The sequence below is a fragment of the Borreliella carolinensis genome (genome assembly GCF_032595855.2).
GTDB lineage: Bacteria > Spirochaetota > Spirochaetia > Borreliales > Borreliaceae > Borreliella > Borreliella carolinensis.
Genome location: NZ_CP132453.1, coordinates 769,463 through 787,992, shown reverse-complemented (window position 1 = coordinate 787,992; position 18,530 = coordinate 769,463). Strand labels below are relative to the sequence as shown.

Genomic DNA, 18,530 nt, shown 5'->3' with positions numbered 1-18,530 from the left:
ATTAACAAACTCTTGGGGCAAATTTTTCTAAAAAACAATTATTACAACTTACACTCCTAGAAGTACAAATTTCTCTAGCATGCTTATTGATAGCCATAGAAAATCTATACTGCTTACAAGGATTTATTCTTCTCTTTAGATCCAACTCAATCTTAATAGGAGAATTTTCCAAAGAAAGAGCATGTCTGGTAACAACTCTACTAAAATGGGTATCTACAATAATTGCAGGTTTATTGTAAACAGATCCAAGAATAACATTTGCTGTTTTTCGACCTACTCCAGGCAGCTTAACAAGATCAAAAATATTATTTGGAATAACACCATTAAATTTTTCTAAAATATCAATAGAGCAATTTATAATATTTTTAGCTTTCCTTGAATAAAAACCAGCCTTATAAATTAATTTTTCAACATCTCTCACATTTGCTCTTGATAAACTTTCAAAATTCTCATATCTTTCAAAAAGATATGGAGAAATTTTATTTACCAAATTATCTGTTGTTCTTGCACTTAAAATAACCATTATTAAAAGTTCATAATTGTTTTTATAATTTAAAAAAGGTTTAACATCAGGATATCTAAGCAAAGTTTCATCAACAATCAAATCAAGATTAATCATAAAAAAATTATAAAACATTATAAACAAAACAAAAATAAAAAATATACAAAGTAAAGGTATCTAGACTTTATTGACAAGGATTTTTCAAAATGATATACTCATCATTAGGTTTTAAAGCACCAATAGCTCAATTGGATAGAGCAACAGACTTCTAATCTGTAGGTTTTAGGTTCGAGTCCTAATTGGTGCGCTTTATTCGGGATGTGGCCTAGTGGCTAAGGCACCTGCTTTGGGAGCAGGGGATCGTGAGTTCGAATCCCACCATCCCGAAAAAATGTTAAAGAAGCTAAAAACGAAAGTTTTTAGCTTCTTTTAGTTTTTTAATAAATTACAAAATTTAAATCAACATGTAAAGTTATTTAACTTTCTTTAAAGTATTTAAATCTAAAATAACTAGATTTTTAAGCTCATCTTGCAAATAAATAAAATTTTTTCTTACAGAAAAGCTAGTAAAAGGCAAAATTTTATTCTCTGAAAGAATAAACTCATCTAAATTTTTAGGAGAAAATTTGGCCAATTTCCAAGCATTGCTATCATCCTTATCCTTAACAGCTACTAAAATCATTTTAGAGTCAACATAAAGAGATGAATTTTTATTGATCTCAAAATTAGACTCTGATACCACTTTCAAATTTTCAAGCTTATTAAGTATCTGAAGCTTGGCTTTTCCTGAATCCATTTTAATAACGACCAAATCTTTTTCACGTTCATAAATTCCATACCTCTGAATGCCTTGCTGAGTGCTTTCTTTAAGCCTAATACCGGTATTTAAATCAATAAGCTGCAAGGTTCCTAAATTTGTAATAGGATCAATAACCTCTAGAAATACAGGTCTGCTGGAATCTATAGACATAGCAGTCAAATCTTTATCCAAATCTTCATTCAAAGAAGTAGAAGTAGTTTGGTCTTTAACTTGAGGCTCAGTCTTTTGCAAATTAATATCTTTATTATCTACCCCCTCTTTTGAATCAATGTCATCATAAGAAGGCTTATCTAACGGTGATAATTTGTCAACCTCATTGTTATTAGACTTGGAAATCTTATCTAATTTTTTAACCTCAGAAACAGGTTTAAATTCTTTTTTACTATCTAATTTGCTATCCAATTTTTTATCTTCAGATAATTTTTTATCTTCTGGCAACATAAGGTTTTTATCATTATTCAACTCGCCTAATCTTGCCCGTGATTTACCTTTGGTTATTTCTTCCTCCTTGACCTTACTTTTTTCTTTACTAGAAGCTTTGGGTAATTCTCGATCAAGATCCAATGCTTCATAATCTTTACTTACTTTGCCATCTTTACTTTTTAAAAGTTCTTCGTCCCTTTTTTTGATTTCAATTTGCTTTTCAATTTCTTTTTTTCGATTTTCATCACCAGCTTCTTTAAGCTGCTCCTGCAAATCTTCTAGACTCTCTTTTATTTGCAATTGCTTATCAACTTTAGGAGAACTTACATCACCAGGTTTTGGCAAATTCTTTTCCTTATTAATCTCGTTAATATCCTCTTGAATTTTCTCTCTAACAGTATCTCTTTGAACATCTAAATTATCTTCAGCAGAATCTAATTTTTGCTGAGCTTTATCAAGATTAATTGCCTTTTTATCTAGCTCTTCCTTTTCTTTCTTTTTAGCATCCACCTGACTTTCAATCTCTTTTTTATGCTCTTCATCTGTAGCTTTTTCAAGCTGATCCCTTAAATTTTCAATAGTTTCTGTTATATTGGAATCGCTTTCATGGATATTGTCTAATTCAGTATCAATCTTATCTTGATCTGCCTTATGAGTTTCACCTTGAATATCTGTAATATCTCTTGCAAAGTTAACGCCTGCTTCATTTTCACTTAAAAGGGCTGCTATCACCTTATCTGTAACCAAACTGTCAATATCAATGTCAGATTCAATATTTCCAGACAAAATATCTTTTTTAAGAGGAATAAATATTTGCGTCTTTCCAGCCCACTGACTGTAAACCCTAGAAAGACCTGCGTTTTCTTTAGTTAAAGACTTCAAAGCAGGCTCAATATAAAACCCTTTATAATAATCCAAATCTCCTCTATAAACAGCATTATATATTGTAATAACCTTAGCAATTAATTCTGCACTAGACCTGTCATAATCGAAAGACTTTATTATATACCCTGTAAGAATTCTTCTTAAATTCAATATACTGTCAAGCTCTGATTTGCTGCTTATAGAAAAAACATCAACACTTGCTTTTTTATCTTGATCATCAATAAATCTATTAATAAAATATTTACCATAATAACTTGAGTTGCTATTGGAATTGGTTAGCGGTCTTGCTAAAAACTCCCCAATACCAACTATTTGTTCATACGTATTTGTAGAATCATAAGGACCTTTATAATTTACAAACTCAAGATCCATATTAACAAAATCCTTTAATTTTTCCTTATCAACTTTCCTTGCATTAAGAGGAAATCCATTCAAAAAAATAAGGAAAAAACTAAAGATTAGTAACATTTTTTTCATAAAAGAAATTCTCCTATATTTAATTATAATCTACCTTATCAACTAAACTCACCAATTTAAACCTAATTTTAACACAATCAGATTTATATGCAAAACAGCTAATTCAATCTTGCGGCGTGCTTGAAATATCTTGAATGCTTGAAATAATTTCATTAATGTACTTGTTAATATTTTCAGAAAAATTTTGACGCTTCATAAACATTAATAACTTTATATACTTATGCTTACAAAGGCTAAGAAGTTCGGCTGTTGAATTTAAAATTATATTTCTCAAATTTAAAATCACAGAATAAGCTATTTCTAAATTGCCTTGATAATTTAACACTATATTTTGGATGTAATTGTATATAATACAATCTTGCCCATAATAACTTTCAAATTTAGTAATAGTTTGTACTATGGTAATTATATTATTAATATCTCTCTCTCTCATTGCCAAATTAATAAAACTCTTAATTGAAGCCTCATCATTAACATATACAAAATATCTATAAAGTTTGCCTCTTGAAGCAATTCTATCAAATTTCTTTTCTGACAAAAGCCACACATTAAAAGCTTTTTCATATAAATTTAAATATTTTGTGGGAAAATTTCCATGTTTAGCTGCAAGAAAATCCAAAATCTCTAAAAATTTATTATAAGCAACATCACTATAATTAGAATTAAGGATCTCCTCAAGAAGTAAATAATTTTTATCATAATCTACAAAACGTTTTTCTTTTAAATCTATTCTGCCTTGATTATATTTATTACCTTCAAAATGGTTCCAAACACTAACATCAAGCTCTTTCTCGTATTCGTAATAATAAGTACTAAGAACCCAATCATCTCCCCCTAAGACAATAATACCTGAATTAGCACTAAGCCCTGACAAGCCCTTAAGTTTAGCATCTGAAAAAGATATATTAAAATCTTCTTCAAAAGACAAAATTCCATTTGATTTGGTTGAAATTAAAAGATTTCTATTATTATAAAGAACAGCTTTCTCAATCTCAAATTTCATTTCTTTTTTGAATTTAAGCTTGAAGTTTCTATTCAAATCAAAAAACATCCCAACACTTGAAATTGCAACATATTCACCATTAAACTTTTCAAACAAAAAATTAATAGGAAAGTCTAACTTAATAGAGTCAACAATTTCCCCAAAATCTCTCCCATAAGCAACAATATGGCCCGACTTATGCCCAACAACTATCTCTTTTTTTGTATTTATCATTAACAAAAAAGGGAAAGCAACCAGCCTGGAAAACCATTTCTTATTACCCAAAGAATCAAACAAAAATATTCCATCATTTTCACTTGCAATACAAAAATCTCCATTATCAAAAACTACAGGAGAAGTAGCGGGCCTGCCGCCTATATCAACCTCAAACATTTTTTTCCCACTATTTAAATCAATAGAAACAACCTTTTCATTAACAAGGGGAACTAAAATGCTATTATTTCCTATAGCAGGAGAGATCAAAGGTGAAAAATCAAGCTTATGCTTCCAAACAAGCTTTCCTCTTCTGATCTTTTGAACTTCATTTCTAACTGTAATAACATAATACCCATTATCAAAATCTTTCAAAAGAAAAGAATATGGCATTCTATTTAGTCTATAAGAATATTTTTTCTCAAGTGACATTGTATAAGTAGTTAGCCATCTATCTTTTGTTAAAACCGTAATAGTATCACGTTTTTCATCAATAATTGGATTGCCTGCAACTTTACCAGTTAATGCTTTTTGAAAATATAAATTAATGCCAGAATATAGCCTTGAAAAAGAAGCTGAAAACACAAATATGAAAAGTAGACCTCTCAAAATAAAAAACCTTTTGAGTTTCTAAAAACCTGTTACTAAAGCCTAAAACCAGCATTATTACCATAAAGATTGTTTCTCAGATCCCTAATCTTAGCATCATCAACATACTCAGAAAAAGTCATATATCGATCAATTATTCCGCTTGGAGTAAACTCGATAATTCTATTAGCAACAGTATCTATAAATTGATGATCATGTGATGTAAAAAGAACAACCCCTTTAAACTCTTTAAGGCCGGCATTTAAAGACGTAATTGCTTCAAGATCTAAGTGATTTGTGGGCTGGTCCAGTATTAAAACATTAGCTCCACTAAGCATAGCCTTAGCAAGCATGCATCTTACTTTTTCTCCTCCTGAGAGAACATTTACCTTCTTTAAAGCCTCATCTTGACTGAAAAGCATTCTACCTAAAAATCCTCTAATATAAGTTTCATCTTGTTCTTTTGAATACTGGCGCAACCAATCAACCAAATTTAAATCTAAATCAAAGTATTTTCCATTATCTTTATTAAAATATGAAAAATTAACAGTAGATCCCCATTCATAATGACCTTTATAATTTCTATCTTCATTTGTAATAATATCAAACAAAAAAGTTGCAAACATGGGATTTCCCAAAAACACAATCTTTTGCTGAGGTTCAATAATAGTACTAAATTTATTTAAAATTAAATTACCTTCAAATTCTTTTATTAAATTTTTAATTGTAAGAACATTCTTGCCAAGTTCTCTTTCGCTTTTAAAATTAACATAAGGGAACTTCCTTGAAGATGGTTTTAAATCTTCAACCCTTATTTTTTCAATTAACTTTTTCCTTGATGTCGCTTGCCTAGACTTAGATGCATTACTAGAAAATCTTTGAATAAATGTCTTAAGTTCAGCAATTTTATCTTCAGATCGCTTTTTAGCATCTTTTAGTTGCTTGTTTAAAATCTGGCTTGTTTCATACCAAAAGTCATAATTTCCAAGATATACTTGAATCTTTCCATAATCAATGTCAACAATATGAGTACAAACTTGATTTAAAAAATGTCTATCGTGAGATACAACAATAACCGTATTTTCAAAATTAATTAAAAACTCTTCTAGCCATTTAACAGATTGTAAATCAAGGTTATTGGTAGGCTCATCAAGAAGCAATATATCAGGATCGCCAAAAAGTGCTTGAGCTAAAAGAACTCTAACTTTCAAAGCCCCTTCAACATCACTCATTAAATTATTATGAATTGCCTCATCTATTCCAAGCCCCTTAAGAAGAACCGCTGCATCAGATTCGGCCTCGTATCCTCCAAGTTCTGAAAATTCTGCTTCAAGCTCTCCGGCTCTAATCCCATCCTCATCAGTAAAATCAAGTTTACTGTAAATTTCATCTTTTTCTTTTTGAACAGAATAAAGTCTTTTGTGCCCCATAATAACAGTATCGATAACCTTATATGCATCATAGGCAAATTGATCTTGTTCAAGAGCTGCTACTCTTTGATTTTTAGGGATAGATATTTCACCCTTACTAGCTTCAATCGTTCCCCCCAACACTTTTAAAAAGGTGCTTTTTCCTGCCCCATTAGCACCAATTATTCCATAACAATTTCCAGAAGAAAATTTAATATTCACATCTTTGAATAAAACTCTCTCCCCAAATGCAACTTCTAAATTACTTACAGTTATCAAACCATCACCCTGCCTAAAATTGATATTCTAATAACAAAATTATCTTGAAAATTAATTTAATTTTCAAGCACCATATAAATATATTGACTCAACTCTCAATTTTTTCGTATATTTAATATTATTAACATAAGGAGATGTTTGAAATGAAAAATATTAAGCCGTTAGCTGATAGAGTTTTAATAAAAATCAAAGAAGCTGAGAGTAAAACAATCTCAGGACTTTACATACCAGAAAATGCAAAAGAAAAAACAAACATTGGAACAGTTGTAGCTGTTGGTTCCAGCAAAGAAGAGATCACTGTAAAAGTTGGTGATACTGTACTTTATGAAAAGTATGCAGGAGCTGCTGTAAAAATCGAGAATAAAGAACATTTAATACTAAAAGCAAAAGAAATAGTTGCAATAATAGAAGAGTAAAAAGCTAAGTTTAGCTACTTAGCTTTAATTTTTATAAAATTATTTTATAAAAATTATTGAAAAATAAGGCTATAGTTTTAGTATGAATAAGAAAAGTTACAATAACTTAAAGATAAAATGGAAGTGATAGAAAGTTTTGTATTTTTAAAAGAAGAATTACTAAAATTTACAAATATTTACAAATCAAAAATTTTTTTAAAACTTTCAATATTTAATAAAAATTACAAATTTATACATAAAAACTTATTATTCTGATCAATCAAATTAAAAATTTCAAGCTTACAAAATTTTGTAAGCTTGAAAAAATAAAATTAAATGAAAAAACCAATTTTTAAAGAAAAAACAATATATTCAAGCAAATTCGATGACATCTATTACAATCCAAAGTATGGAATTGAAGAGAGTTTTTATACATTTATTAAAGGCTGCAATCTAGATTTAGAATTAAAAACAAAAGAAAATCTTTTAATAGCAGAGTTAGGATTTGGAACAGGATTAAACTTTATATGTCTTTTAAAATTCATAAAAGAAAACAACATTACCTCAAAAATTAATTATTATTCTATAGAAAAATTTCCACTCGAAAAAAAAACAATAATGCAAATTTCAAAGTTCTTCGTTAAAGAAACCGATTATTTTAAGTTAATGTTAAAAAATTATCCTAAAATTCCAAAAAAAAATTTAAAACTAAAAATAACAGAAAAAGTTAATTTAAAAATTTTAATTGGAGACGTTAAAATGAAAATCAAAGAAATTCCAAAAAATGTAGAATACTGGTTTTTAGATGGATTTAATCCGAAAAAGAATCCTGAAATGTGGAATAATCAAATTTTCAATTTAATTTCTGAAAAAAGCAGTCCAGAATGTAAACTTTCAACATTTTCTTCTGCAAGAATTGTAAAAGATGGCTTAAAACTTGCTAATTTCAAATACATTTACATAGAAAAAGGATTTGGAAATAAAAGACATATGATAAAAGCTCAAAAAAATTGAAAATTCACTTTCAATAAAAACCTTAAAAAAACAATTCAAACAAATATGATATACTATCAAATGACACAAGGAGAATTTTGATGACAAGAAAAATGTTTGTTATAGCCTTAATCTTTTTAATATCTAATAATTATATTTTTGCAAAAGAAACAATTAAAGATTTATTCTTTATACAAGATATACTAATAAAAAAAGAAAAATATTCCGAGGTTCTAAATAATGCAAGCCTTGAAGGCATTATTGAAATTGAACATAGCGGACCACACATTAAAGATCACGATTCAGAAGTTAAACTTATACTAAAAGAAAGCGGATATAGAAGGAATTTCAGCTTTTTCAATCTCTTAAATACTAGCAATATAATCAAAAGTCTAAGCTTATTTGATAGCAAACCAAAAAACATTAAAGAAAATGAAATCATATTATTAGAAACAAAAATGATCAAAGAAAATCCCTATAAACGATACAAAGACGATGATGATTTTGAATTAAAGCTAAGTGTAACTCGAAAAAATAATCAAATTTATTTAATTCTTGATTTCGATTTTATCTTTGACCAAAGAAAAACTTTTCCATCAATTTACATTAAAGAAGAAGATGTATCAACAATAATAAACAGCTTCATGAAACTACAAGATTCAAACTTTCTATCTTCTCAAATATTAAATAATAATTAAAGATTCAAAATGCTATTTATAATAGCATTTTGTTGAAAAGTTAATCATAAACAATTCCATTGCATAATAATTTTTAATTTTTTTTACAATTTTTTTAAATTAATAATATAACTATTTATTTTATTAATTAAAGAAGAAAATTCTATAAATTTTAATTTTTCAGATTCAATAATTTCCTTAGGAGCATTCATTAAAAAATTTTTATTTTCAAGTTTCTTTGAAACAGAAATATTGAGCATTTTATATTTTTCAAGCTGCTTTTCAAGCCTTATTAACTCTTTAGCTTTATCTATCAATGACTTAACATCTGCATAAATTTCAAAACCAACAGCAGCTACGCCAAGCATGCCATCACAATTTTCATTGTAAAATATACTTTTAAAATTAATCATTCTTTTTACAATGTTTTGATTAGCCTTAAAATATTCCTCATATTTAAAATCAGCATCAAACTTCAAAGCAACATCAATTTCAATGCTAGCAGGGATATTAAATTCGCTCTTAAGTGTTCTAATAGCTATAATGAAAGTTTTCAATACTTTAAAACTTTCAAATTCTTCTTGAAAATTATTAGCAATATCAAAACTTGGATATTCATTTAAGGCTAAAATATCTCCCTTTTCTGAAAATTCAGAATAAATTTTTTCTGTAACAAAAGGAATAAACGGATGTAAAATTAACAATAATTTCTTAAGAAAGAATAGCAACTTAGATATAGCCATATTTTGAATATCAATATTTTCGCTATTTAAATCAATTTTGCTAATTTCAATATACCAATCACAAAAATCATTCCAAAAAAACTCATAAACAAATTTTGAAGCTTCATTGTATTTATAATTTGCAAAAGAAGATTCTACACCAAGAATGGTCGAATTTAAGCTTGTAAGCAGCCATTTATCAATATCGTTAAATTTCAAGTCATTTAATATTTCTCTATTTTTTAAATTTAAAAGAATAAATTTAGAAGCATTAAAAACTTTGTTTGCAAACTTAGCTCCAAACATAAAATCTTTAGCGTCAATATTTAAATCTTGACCCTGAACAGATAAAAAGGATAAAGTAAACCGTAAAGAATCACTTCCATACTCATGAATAATATCAAGGGGATCTATTCCATTGCCCAAGGACTTTGACATTTTTTTGCCTTGTTTGTCACGTAAAAGAGGTGTGATATAAACATCTCTGAAAGGAACTTGCCCTGTAAATTCTAATCCTGCCATCACCATTCTTGCAACCCAAAAAAATATTATATCGTAAGCTGTTATTAGGGTATTTGTTGGATAATAATTTTTAAAATCAACAGTAGCATTGGGCCATCCAAGCGAAGAAAAAGGCCACAACCAAGAAGAAAACCAAGTATCAAGAACATCTGGATCTTGAACAAACCTCTTTCCCATATTCTTTTCATCCAAAGAAGGATCAGTATCACTAACAATAACTTCAGATGTATCAACATTGTACCAAACTGGGATTCTATGCCCCCAAACAAGCTGTCTTGATATGCACCAATCTCTAATATTTGACAACCAATATTTATATGTATTTTCCCACTTTTTAGGGTAAAATCTTAAATCGCCACTATCTAAAACCCTTAAAGCTTTTTCTGCTAAAGGCTTCATTCTTACAAACCACTGAGTAGACAAATAAGGCTCAACAACCTCGCCTGACCTATAACAATGACCAACCTGTTGTCTATGCTTTTTGACATCTTGCAAAAAACCTTTTTCCATTAATTCTGTCTCAATTTTAAATCTTGCATCCTTAACGCTTAATCCTTGATATTGCAAAGGAACATTTTTATTAAGTTTTCCATCTTGAGTTAAAATATTAACCTTAGCAATATTGTGCCTTTTTGAAATTTCAAAATCATTAGGATCATGCGCAGGGGTAACTTTTAAAGCTCCAGTACCAAAAGCACTGTCAACATAAAAATCTGCAATAATTTTTATCTTTTTAGTTGTCAAAGGAATTGTAACTTCTTTGCCAACTAAAGACCTATATCTCTCATCATCAGGATTAACAGCAATAGCAGTATCCCCAAACATTGTCTCAGGCCTAGTTGTTGCAATCTCAATAAAAGAAGAGTCGTCAATAAAATACTTAATAAAATAAAGTTTACCATCAACTTCTTTGTATTCAATCTCTTCATCGCTAACAACACTCCCAGATCCAGGATCAAGATTAACAAGATACTCACCCCTATAAATCAAGCCTTTAGAATATAGATCCTTAAAAACTTTGTTAACAGCCTTACAAAGGCTCTCATCAAGAGTAAACCTTTCTCTTGAGTGATCATAAGACGCCCCAAGTTTGTTTATCTGATTAACAATTATGCCTCTATGCCTATCTTTTAATTTAAAAATTTCTCTAACAAGCTCTTCTCTTTCAAAATCATCCTTGCTTTTACCAATCTTTTTAAGATGTCTTTCAAAAACAGCCTGTGTTGCTATTCCTGCGTGATCTGTGCCAAAAAGCCACAAAGTATTGTGTCTTTTCATTCTTTTATACCTTACAAGAACATCTTGCAAAACAAAATTAAGAGCATGCCCCATATGTAGCACGCCAGTGACATTAGGAGGAGGCGCAACCATGCTAAATTTTTCAAATAAAGAATCATCTGGTAAAAAAACATTATTTTTAAACCATTTGGTGTAAATTTCATCTTCAAATACCTTAGGATCATATTTTTTAAGGGGTATACAATTCATCGTTTTAAAAATCTCCTGCCATCTCCTCAATAACTTTTAAATTTTCAAAAAGCTCTTCATAAGTTTTTGAATTTATAAGATTTGAGAAATATTTACTCTGTCTTTCCTGCTCAGTAAAATATATTTTAAAATATTTTTTAAGTTTATTAAAATCTTTTTCAAGTCCCCAAGTAGCATGGAAATCCTTTATATGGAATTTTAATATATTTAACCTAAAATTTAAATTACTATCTAAAAAGTGTTTAGAAGAGGACTTAAATAAATTTAAATTCTCAAAAATTCCACGACCAAACATAATCCCATCAATTGAATATTTGTCAACATAATATCTAGCATCCTTGAGGCTCAAAACATCCCCATTGCCAATAATAAGAGTAGAAGGACTAAGATTATTTCGCAATTTAACAAGTTCATAAAAAATATCAAAATTAACAGGACCTTTGCTCTGATTAACAGCAAGCCTTGGATAAACCGTTAACATATCAATTTTAAGGCCTAACAAAAATCCTAACCAATTATCAACTTCTGGATATAAAAATCCATGCCTGGTTTTAACACTAAGAGGCAAATTAAATCTAGCACAAGCTTCTTTGCTTGCAAGAATTATCTCTTTGGCTAAAGATTTATTATTAATTAAAGCTGAACAAACTCCTTTTTTAATTATTTTACTCTTAGGACAACCCATATTAATATCAATTCCCCAAAACCCCATACCTCTTAATATTTCTATTGCTCTATAAAATTGCTCAGGAACATTACCCCAAATTTGAGCAATTAAAGGTCTACTAAGTTCATTGGGTTTTAAAAAAACATGTTGAATAGATTGTTTTGATCCATTTAAAATTCCTTTTGTAGAAATAAATTCAGTAAAATAAATGTGGGGTTCTCCTTCTTTAGATCCTATTAAATGAATTAAATTTCTAAAAACAGTATCGGTAACGTCCTCCATTGGGGCCAAAATCATAAGTGGAAGAGGAATATCAAACAAAAACTTCATAATAAACTATATAATAATAAAATACAATTTCAAGCAAAGTAAAACAGTCGCTTAATAAATTTGAATTTCTAAAAAGAATATTGCAATTTTTAAAATAAAAAAACACCCAAAAAGAAACGGCAACAAAGGACATAATCATAAATTTTTAAAAAGTCAATAAATAATTTTAATAAAAAAAATCAAAAAAATCAATCCATAACAAGGCTCTCACCTGGAACCTTGGTTTTTCTTATTAAAGTATCTTTATATCCAGCAGATTTAATAAGCTCTACATTTTTTTGAACATCATCAGCATTAGTAGGGATAAAAACAGTATAAAACGGACCATGGGAATTTACTACAACAAAAAGACCCGCTTTTTTTAATATTCGATAAGCCCTATCAGCATAATCTTTTCTTCTATAAGATCCAACTTGTATATAAAAATCTGCTTCTTTGTCAACAGAAACTGAGCGATCTGGTAATAAATCTGAAGATTTATTTTTATTTTCAACAGAAATATTTTCTTCTAATTGTTTGATTTTTTTTTCTTCTTCAATCTTGGGAGTATTAAATATTTTTTTAAAGTCACTAGATTTTGATACAGAAGGTTTTTTTTCATTTGCACTAATTACTTCAATTTTTACAGGAGCAACTCCTATTCCCAAAAAATCAAGCTTCTCAGCGGCATGTTTTGACAAATCGATTATTCTATCTTTCCTAAAAGGACCTCTATCATTAATTCTTACAACAACCGACCTATTATTTAAAAGATTTGTAACCCTTACGGTAGTATTAAAAGGCAATTCTTTGTGGGCCGCAGTAAGCGCCATCATATCAAATTTTTCGCCATTAGCAGTAATTTTACCGTGAAAAGCTTCGCCATACCATGAAGCAAGGCCTACTGTGGCAGAATTTAAATGAGAAGCAATAAAAAAAAATACAAAGAGAAAAACAAAGTTTTTATTATCTCTTAAGATGGCATCAATTAAATTTCTCATAATGTTTATTATAATATAAAAACATATTTCAACAAACAATTACGCTTGCAAATTGCTTATTTACATTTTTTTTGATTTAATTATAAAAAGAAAAAAGTCTAAAAATGAAAAAATGATATTAACAGAAATAATCAGCAGCAGACAAATACAAAAAGCAGCAAAACTTATCGAAATGGGAGAACTTGTTGTATTCCCAACAGAAACAGTTTACGGAATTGGCGCAAATGCTTACAATGAAGATGCTGTAAAAATGATTTTTTTAGTAAAAAAACGGCCTATTAACAATCCTTTAATAGTACACGTTGATACGGTAAAAAAAATAAAAGAATTATCAGAATATATTCCCAAAAGTGCTCTCATGCTAATTAAAAAATTTAGTCCAGGCCCTTTAACTTATGTTCTTAAAAAATCAATAAAAATCTCCAGATTTGTAAGTGGAAACCTGGACACAGTGGCAATAAGAATTCCTGCAAATAAAACAGCTTTACGCTTAATAAAAGCATCTAAAGTTCCAATAGTGGCACCGTCTGCAAATATATCAAAAAGACCAAGCTCAACAAATTTCGAAATGGCCTTGAAAGAATTAAATGGACTTGTAAGGGGAATAATAAAAACAGAAGAGAACAAAGAATCTAATATTGGAATCGAATCAACTGTAATTGGATTTGACCTAAAAGATAACGTACTGATATTAAGACCAGGTGCAATAACAAAAAAAATGATAGAAAATGAACTTCAAGGAAAATATACGGTAAATTACGCAGAAACAAAAATAGAACTAAAAAAATCACCCGGAAACATAATAGAACATTACAAGCCAAAAATTCCAGTCTATTTATTTAAAAGTCAAGATAACATAAGAAGATATTTAAACAAAGATACAAAAATACTTATCACAAAAGATACTCTAAAATCCTATTTATTTAATTTTTTGTGGGATAAAAAAAATATTACAGTATTTAATACTCTTGAAGAATACGCACAAAATCTTTACAAAGAGTTGGTAAATTCTGAAAACAACTATAAACAAATACTTAGTGAATTCTTAAAAGACGAAGAACTTGGATACTCTATAAACAATAGAATCAAAAAAGCCAGTTCAAATAGATTCATTAACAACAAAATGATTACAAATTGTTATTTTAAAAATTCAAAAAGCAATAAATACAAGCTCAACAAAACAAACAAGACTTAAACTAAGTATTATAAATAAATTTTCGCACAATCACATAAAAAAAATTTAAATCTTTCAATCTTTTAATTAATTGAAATAATCATGGATTAGCATAGTATATTCAAGTGGTATTTTGTCTTCATCAAAAGCAATACCAAGCGCAAAAACCTTTCCACTGGGCGTCTGAATAACGCTTAAGCTTTTTGACTTACCTTCAATAAAAATTTCTTCATCCATAAATTCAAAACTAAAAACCAAATCAATTGCATCTTCCTCGACATCTCCATAATCAAAAGAAGAAATTACTAAAGCACCCCCATAAGATAAATCTTTTATTAAGCATTTATGTTTTGACCCATTAAACTTGATATAAGCTTTATCAGAATCAATTTTTAGTTTCCTAATAGAATCTTTATCGATAATAATCCTTTCATGAATTCTCTGATTTTGCCCAAGTTTTAAATCAAGAAGCTTTCCAACTTTAATAGCAATTTCTTCTGGCACAGGAGATAAAAATTCTAATGTTAATAAATTGTATTCCTTATTCAGAGAAGAATAAGCAGAAGCACTCAATAGTTTTACAGACAAAAAGGGAAAAAAAGCCGCACTACTCTTAGAATCTGAATTTTTCTTAAGTTGAATAGAGCCTAAATTTTTATTTTTAGCCAAAGCAGGCAATACAGTATCTTCTTGAAAAATAAGCTTAAGAGAATCCATAGAAATAGAATAGATTACTCCAAAAACAGTATAAGAGCCTATTCTCATTTCAATAGTATTGCGAAGATTTAAAAAACTATTTATCTCTGTGCTCATTTTAATCTCTTTACCCCTATACTTAGCCCCATAATCTCTTATTTTTCTAGATAAAAGCATAAACCTCTCCTTTCTCCTTTTTTGAATATAAAAATACTAAATAAAGCTTAAAACTGTTTTAAACAATTTTACACCAATAAAAAAGTTCAAAACAATTAAGCTGTAAGCACACTTAATCAATAAATTTACTCTTAAAATCAAAAACATACCATCACCCACCCCCTCACAGCATCTATTTAATTAACAAAACTTAAAAATGCTTTTTACATAGTGTAAAATTATAACAATAATTTTACACTATAACAATCAACCTATAACATTATTAATTCTTACGTACTTATAGTATACTTTAGTAAAAAGTATGAGATTAAATAGCCCCAATTTGAAAAAAATAAATACACATAAGCTGCTTATTTATTTAACATATTTCGCAGTTAGCTTTTCTATTATCACGCTCTCATTAGCAATATCTAAGACCATAAACATACAAAAAGATAAAAATTTTGGATATATAAATCCAGCAGTTCCTTCAAGGCTTTTAGATATTAATGGAAAACAAATAACTCAATTTATATCTGATGAGAATAGAGAATTAATGCCCTTAAGGAAAATGCCTGACAATCTAATTAATACACTTTTAATACGAGAAGATATTGGTTTCTTTTCTCATCGAGGTTTTTCCTTGATGGGAATATTTAGAGCCGCATTTAATATTGTTCTTGGCAGATATTTTTCAGGCGGCAGTACATTAACCCAACAACTTGCAAAACTTCTCTACACAAATCAAGCAAGAAGATCTATTTTAAGGAAACTACATGAAATCTGGTGGGCAATCCAACTTGAAAAAAAACTCTCAAAATACGAAATACTAGAAAAGTACCTTAATAAAGTTTATTTTGGAAATGGGAACTATGGAATAGTTGCAGCATCAAAATTCTTTTTTGGCAAAAGTGTAAATAAAATAAATACAGCAGAATCTGTGATGATGATAATCCAGCTTCCAAATGCAAAACTTTATTCACCTCTTTACAATCCAGAATTTTCAAAAAAAATACAACGCGCAGTTTTAAACCAAGTTGTATCAAATGGAATAGTCAAAGCTGAAATTGCTGAAAAAGAATTTAATGAATACTGGCAAAACTACGATTGGACCAGGATGGCTGACACATCTGCAATTTCAAACAAAAAAGACCAAGCGCCTTATTTCTCTGAATATATAAGGCAAAAAATACTAAAATATTTACCAGATGGTGCAAACATATATAAAGATGGATACTCAATATATTCAACTCTTGACCTTGAGGCACAAAAATATGCAGATAAAGTTACAAACGATATGATTAATAAAGCAAGAACAATGCACAATTTAAACAGATCATCTGAAACAATAATTATTAATTCAGAAATTGTCCCTGTAGTAGATGCAATATCAGATTTATTGGGAATTAAAAATTTAAGAATAAATGGAAGGCAATACAAAAAACTAAGAAAAAGAAAATTTTACGAAGACAATATCGATCTAATTGCAAGTTTTGGAGCTATACTTGGAATTGATAAAATAGATAAGGCAACAAAAGAGTATATTATCAAAAATAAATTAACACCAAAACTCATTGCACAGCCTGAAGGAGCAATGATAGCAATAGATACAACAAGCGGAGCAATAAGGGCCATGGTTGGGGGAAGCGGACATACTAAAGACAATGAATTTAATCGAGCCACACAAGCAAAAGTTCAACCTGGAAGTGCATTCAAAGCATTATATTTTGCGGCCGCAATTGATCTAAAAAAAATAACAGCTGCTACAATGTTTTCAGACTCTCCAGTAGCATTTCTAAATAAAAACGGAGAAGTTTATGCTCCGGGAAATTATGGTGGCAAATGGAGGGGGAACGTTTTAACACGCCAAGCATTAGCTTTGTCCTTAAATATTCCGGCATTAAGAATATTAGACAAATTAGGTTTTGACTCTGCAATTAGCTACTCCTCAAAACTATTAGGAATAACAGATCCAAAAGAAATAGAAAAAACGTTTCCAAAAGTTTATCCACTAGCACTGGGTGTAATATCAGTTTCTCCAATCCAAATGGCAAGAGCCTTTGCAATTTTAGGAAACAGTGGTAACGAAATCGAACCTTATGGAATAAGATACATTGAAGACAGAGCTGGAAGAATAATAACAAATGAAGAAGCAAGCATATTGGCTAAAATAAAAAGCAAAGAACATCAAACTCAAATAGTGTCTCCTCAAACTGCTTATATCATCACAGATATGCTGAAATCAACAATTCAATATGGAACCTTGGCAAATCAAAGATATACAAATCTCAAAAATTTTAAATCTGACATTGCTGGAAAATCGGGAACAACACAAAATTGGGCAGACGGATGGGCAATAGGATACTCTCCTTATATAACAACAGCATTTTGGGTTGGATTTGATAAAAAAGGATATTCACTAGGAATATCTGGAACAGGAACAGGATTAGCAGGACCTAGTTGGGGAGAATTTATGGCAGAATATCATAAAAACTTACCCAAGAAAGTTTTTGTAAAGCCTTCAGGAATAATTAGTATCCCCGTACAAGCAGAAACGGGTCTACTACCAGAAGAAATTGCTGATGAGAAAATAATAAATGAACTATTTATTTCCGGCACTCAGCCAGTCGAAAAATCAAAATATTACGAAAATAAACTAGAATTTAAAAATACAATAGAATTTAACATATATGGAATTGATGAAATTAATAATAACGATGAAATAAATTTTGACACCCCTGAATTTGAATATCTTGATAATAATCTTGAAAGCATTAAAAACAACAATAATGATAATGATGGTGGTGATGATGATATTAATAATCTTGAAAACCTTAACAATAATGATAATAATCTTGAAAGCATTAATAATAATGAAGAAAATAAAAATAAAAATGAAAATGCAACAGAAATGAACATTAAAGAACCTTTAAATGAAATAGAAAATGAAAACTCACACCAAGATCTAAATAATAATAATAATAACCGGGAAATGCTTAGAGAAAACACCAAAGAATTTAAAGATGAAAGCATTGTTAATGAAACACACACAGAAGCACAAAGCACAAAAGAATTAAATTCAAACAACAATGAAAATGAAAAAATTAACAATAAAGACGTCAACGGAGAAGATATCCAATTGGATTAAAACA

Annotated in this window: 12 protein-coding genes, 2 tRNA genes and 1 pseudogene; 7 read left to right on the top strand and 8 right to left on the bottom strand. The window is 28.9% G+C overall.

The window, feature by feature from the left end; all coding sequences use genetic code 11:
• Window position 1: 1 nt before the first annotated feature.
• Window positions 2–637 carry an endonuclease III domain-containing protein gene (locus QIA46_RS03755; protein WP_317260451.1) on the bottom strand — a complete coding sequence of 212 codons (636 nt, stop codon included), beginning with the start codon at window positions 635–637 and terminating at the stop codon, window positions 2–4.
• A gap of 98 nt (window positions 638–735) precedes the next feature.
• On the opposite strand from QIA46_RS03755, the gene QIA46_RS03750 reads away from it, so the two are divergent.
• Together QIA46_RS03750 and QIA46_RS03745 are read left to right on the top strand one after the other, a co-directional pair.
• Window positions 736–809 (top strand) — tRNA-Arg (locus QIA46_RS03750).
• A gap of 7 nt (window positions 810–816) precedes the next feature.
• Window positions 817–889, top strand: a tRNA-Pro gene (locus tag QIA46_RS03745).
• An 85-nt stretch (window positions 890–974) separates the two neighbouring features.
• Here QIA46_RS03745 and QIA46_RS03740 read toward each other — a convergent pair.
• The 3 genes from QIA46_RS03740 to QIA46_RS03730 form a co-directional block, all read right to left on the bottom strand.
• Entirely contained in the window at window positions 975–3,107 is a 2,133-nt protein-coding gene (locus QIA46_RS03740) for a P83/100 family protein (protein WP_317268479.1), read from the bottom strand.
• A gap of 103 nt (window positions 3,108–3,210) precedes the next feature.
• Window positions 3,211–4,911 (bottom strand): PQQ-binding-like beta-propeller repeat protein, encoded by a 1,701-nt coding sequence (locus QIA46_RS03735; protein WP_317268478.1) that lies wholly within the window; start codon window positions 4,909–4,911, stop codon window positions 3,211–3,213.
• Window positions 4,912–4,946: 35 nt separating this feature from the next.
• Complete coding sequence (locus tag QIA46_RS03730) at window positions 4,947–6,578, bottom strand: ABC-F family ATP-binding cassette domain-containing protein (RefSeq protein WP_317268477.1); 1,632 nt, start codon at window positions 6,576–6,578, stop codon at window positions 4,947–4,949.
• Window positions 6,579–6,721: 143 nt separating this feature from the next.
• Between QIA46_RS03730 and groES the strand changes: the two genes are divergently transcribed.
• The 3 genes from groES (at window position 6,722) to QIA46_RS03715 (ending at window position 8,664) form a co-directional block, all read left to right on the top strand.
• Window positions 6,722–6,994: a co-chaperone GroES gene (gene groES, locus QIA46_RS03725; protein ID WP_317260447.1), complete on the top strand. Its 273-nt coding sequence runs from the start codon at window positions 6,722–6,724 to the stop codon at window positions 6,992–6,994.
• Window positions 6,995–7,309: 315 nt separating this feature from the next.
• Complete coding sequence (gene mnmC2, locus QIA46_RS03720) at window positions 7,310–7,987, top strand: tRNA (5-methylaminomethyl-2-thiouridine)(34)-methyltransferase MnmC2 (RefSeq protein ID WP_317268476.1); 678 nt, start codon at window positions 7,310–7,312, stop codon at window positions 7,985–7,987.
• 80 nt (window positions 7,988–8,067) lie between these two features.
• A complete protein-coding gene (locus tag QIA46_RS03715) occupies window positions 8,068–8,664 on the top strand; it encodes a hypothetical protein (protein ID WP_317260446.1) in 597 nt (198 codons plus the stop codon).
• An 83-nt stretch (window positions 8,665–8,747) separates the two neighbouring features.
• Here QIA46_RS03715 and valS read toward each other — a convergent pair whose 3' ends face one another.
• The 3 genes from valS to QIA46_RS03700 form a co-directional block, all read right to left on the bottom strand.
• Window positions 8,748–11,375: a valine--tRNA ligase gene (gene valS / locus QIA46_RS03710; protein ID WP_317268475.1), complete on the bottom strand. Its 2,628-nt coding sequence runs from the start codon at window positions 11,373–11,375 to the stop codon at window positions 8,748–8,750.
• A gap of 4 nt (window positions 11,376–11,379) precedes the next feature.
• Window positions 11,380–12,372, bottom strand: a complete 993-nt coding sequence (locus tag QIA46_RS03705) for a tRNA dihydrouridine synthase (protein WP_317268474.1) — start codon at window positions 12,370–12,372, stop codon at window positions 11,380–11,382.
• Window positions 12,373–12,560: 188 nt separating this feature from the next.
• A complete protein-coding gene (locus tag QIA46_RS03700) occupies window positions 12,561–13,352 on the bottom strand; it encodes a septal ring lytic transglycosylase RlpA family protein (RefSeq protein WP_317268473.1) in 792 nt (263 codons plus the stop codon).
• Between the two features lie 112 nt (window positions 13,353–13,464).
• On the opposite strand from QIA46_RS03700, the pseudogene QIA46_RS03695 reads away from it, so the two are divergent.
• Window positions 13,465–14,475, top strand: a pseudogene (locus QIA46_RS03695) (L-threonylcarbamoyladenylate synthase); the annotation flags it as partial.
• Between the two features lie 138 nt (window positions 14,476–14,613).
• Here the strand turns inward: QIA46_RS03695 and plzA are convergent.
• On the bottom strand, window positions 14,614–15,399 hold the full coding sequence (gene plzA, locus QIA46_RS03690) for a c-di-GMP-binding receptor PlzA (RefSeq protein ID WP_317268472.1): 786 nt from the start codon (window positions 15,397–15,399) through the stop codon (window positions 14,614–14,616).
• A gap of 301 nt (window positions 15,400–15,700) precedes the next feature.
• Between plzA and QIA46_RS03685 the strand changes: the two genes are divergently transcribed.
• Complete coding sequence (locus tag QIA46_RS03685; protein ID WP_317268471.1) at window positions 15,701–18,526, top strand: penicillin-binding protein 1A; 2,826 nt, start codon at window positions 15,701–15,703, stop codon at window positions 18,524–18,526.
• Window positions 18,527–18,530: the final 4 nt, after the last annotated feature.

Excerpts from the sequence above, each read along its gene's own strand:
- QIA46_RS03755 (WP_317260451.1), bottom strand. The coding sequence starts at position 637 with ATGTTTTATAATTTTTTTATGATTAATCTTGATTTGATTGTTGATGAA.
- QIA46_RS03740 (WP_317268479.1), bottom strand. The coding sequence starts at position 3,107 with ATGAAAAAAATGTTACTAATCTTTAGTTTTTTCCTTATTTTTTTGAAT.
- groES (WP_317260447.1), top strand. The coding sequence starts at position 6,722 with ATGAAAAATATTAAGCCGTTAGCTGATAGAGTTTTAATAAAAATCAAA.
- mnmC2 (WP_317268476.1), top strand. The coding sequence starts at position 7,310 with ATGAAAAAACCAATTTTTAAAGAAAAAACAATATATTCAAGCAAATTC.
- QIA46_RS03715 (WP_317260446.1), top strand. The coding sequence starts at position 8,068 with ATGACAAGAAAAATGTTTGTTATAGCCTTAATCTTTTTAATATCTAAT.
- valS (WP_317268475.1), bottom strand. The coding sequence starts at position 11,375 with ATGAATTGTATACCCCTTAAAAAATATGATCCTAAGGTATTTGAAGAT.
- QIA46_RS03705 (WP_317268474.1), bottom strand. The coding sequence starts at position 12,372 with ATGAAGTTTTTGTTTGATATTCCTCTTCCACTTATGATTTTGGCCCCA.
- QIA46_RS03700 (WP_317268473.1), bottom strand. The coding sequence starts at position 13,352 with ATGAGAAATTTAATTGATGCCATCTTAAGAGATAATAAAAACTTTGTT.
- plzA (WP_317268472.1), bottom strand. The coding sequence starts at position 15,399 with ATGCTTTTATCTAGAAAAATAAGAGATTATGGGGCTAAGTATAGGGGT.
- QIA46_RS03685 (WP_317268471.1), top strand. The coding sequence starts at position 15,701 with ATGAGATTAAATAGCCCCAATTTGAAAAAAATAAATACACATAAGCTG.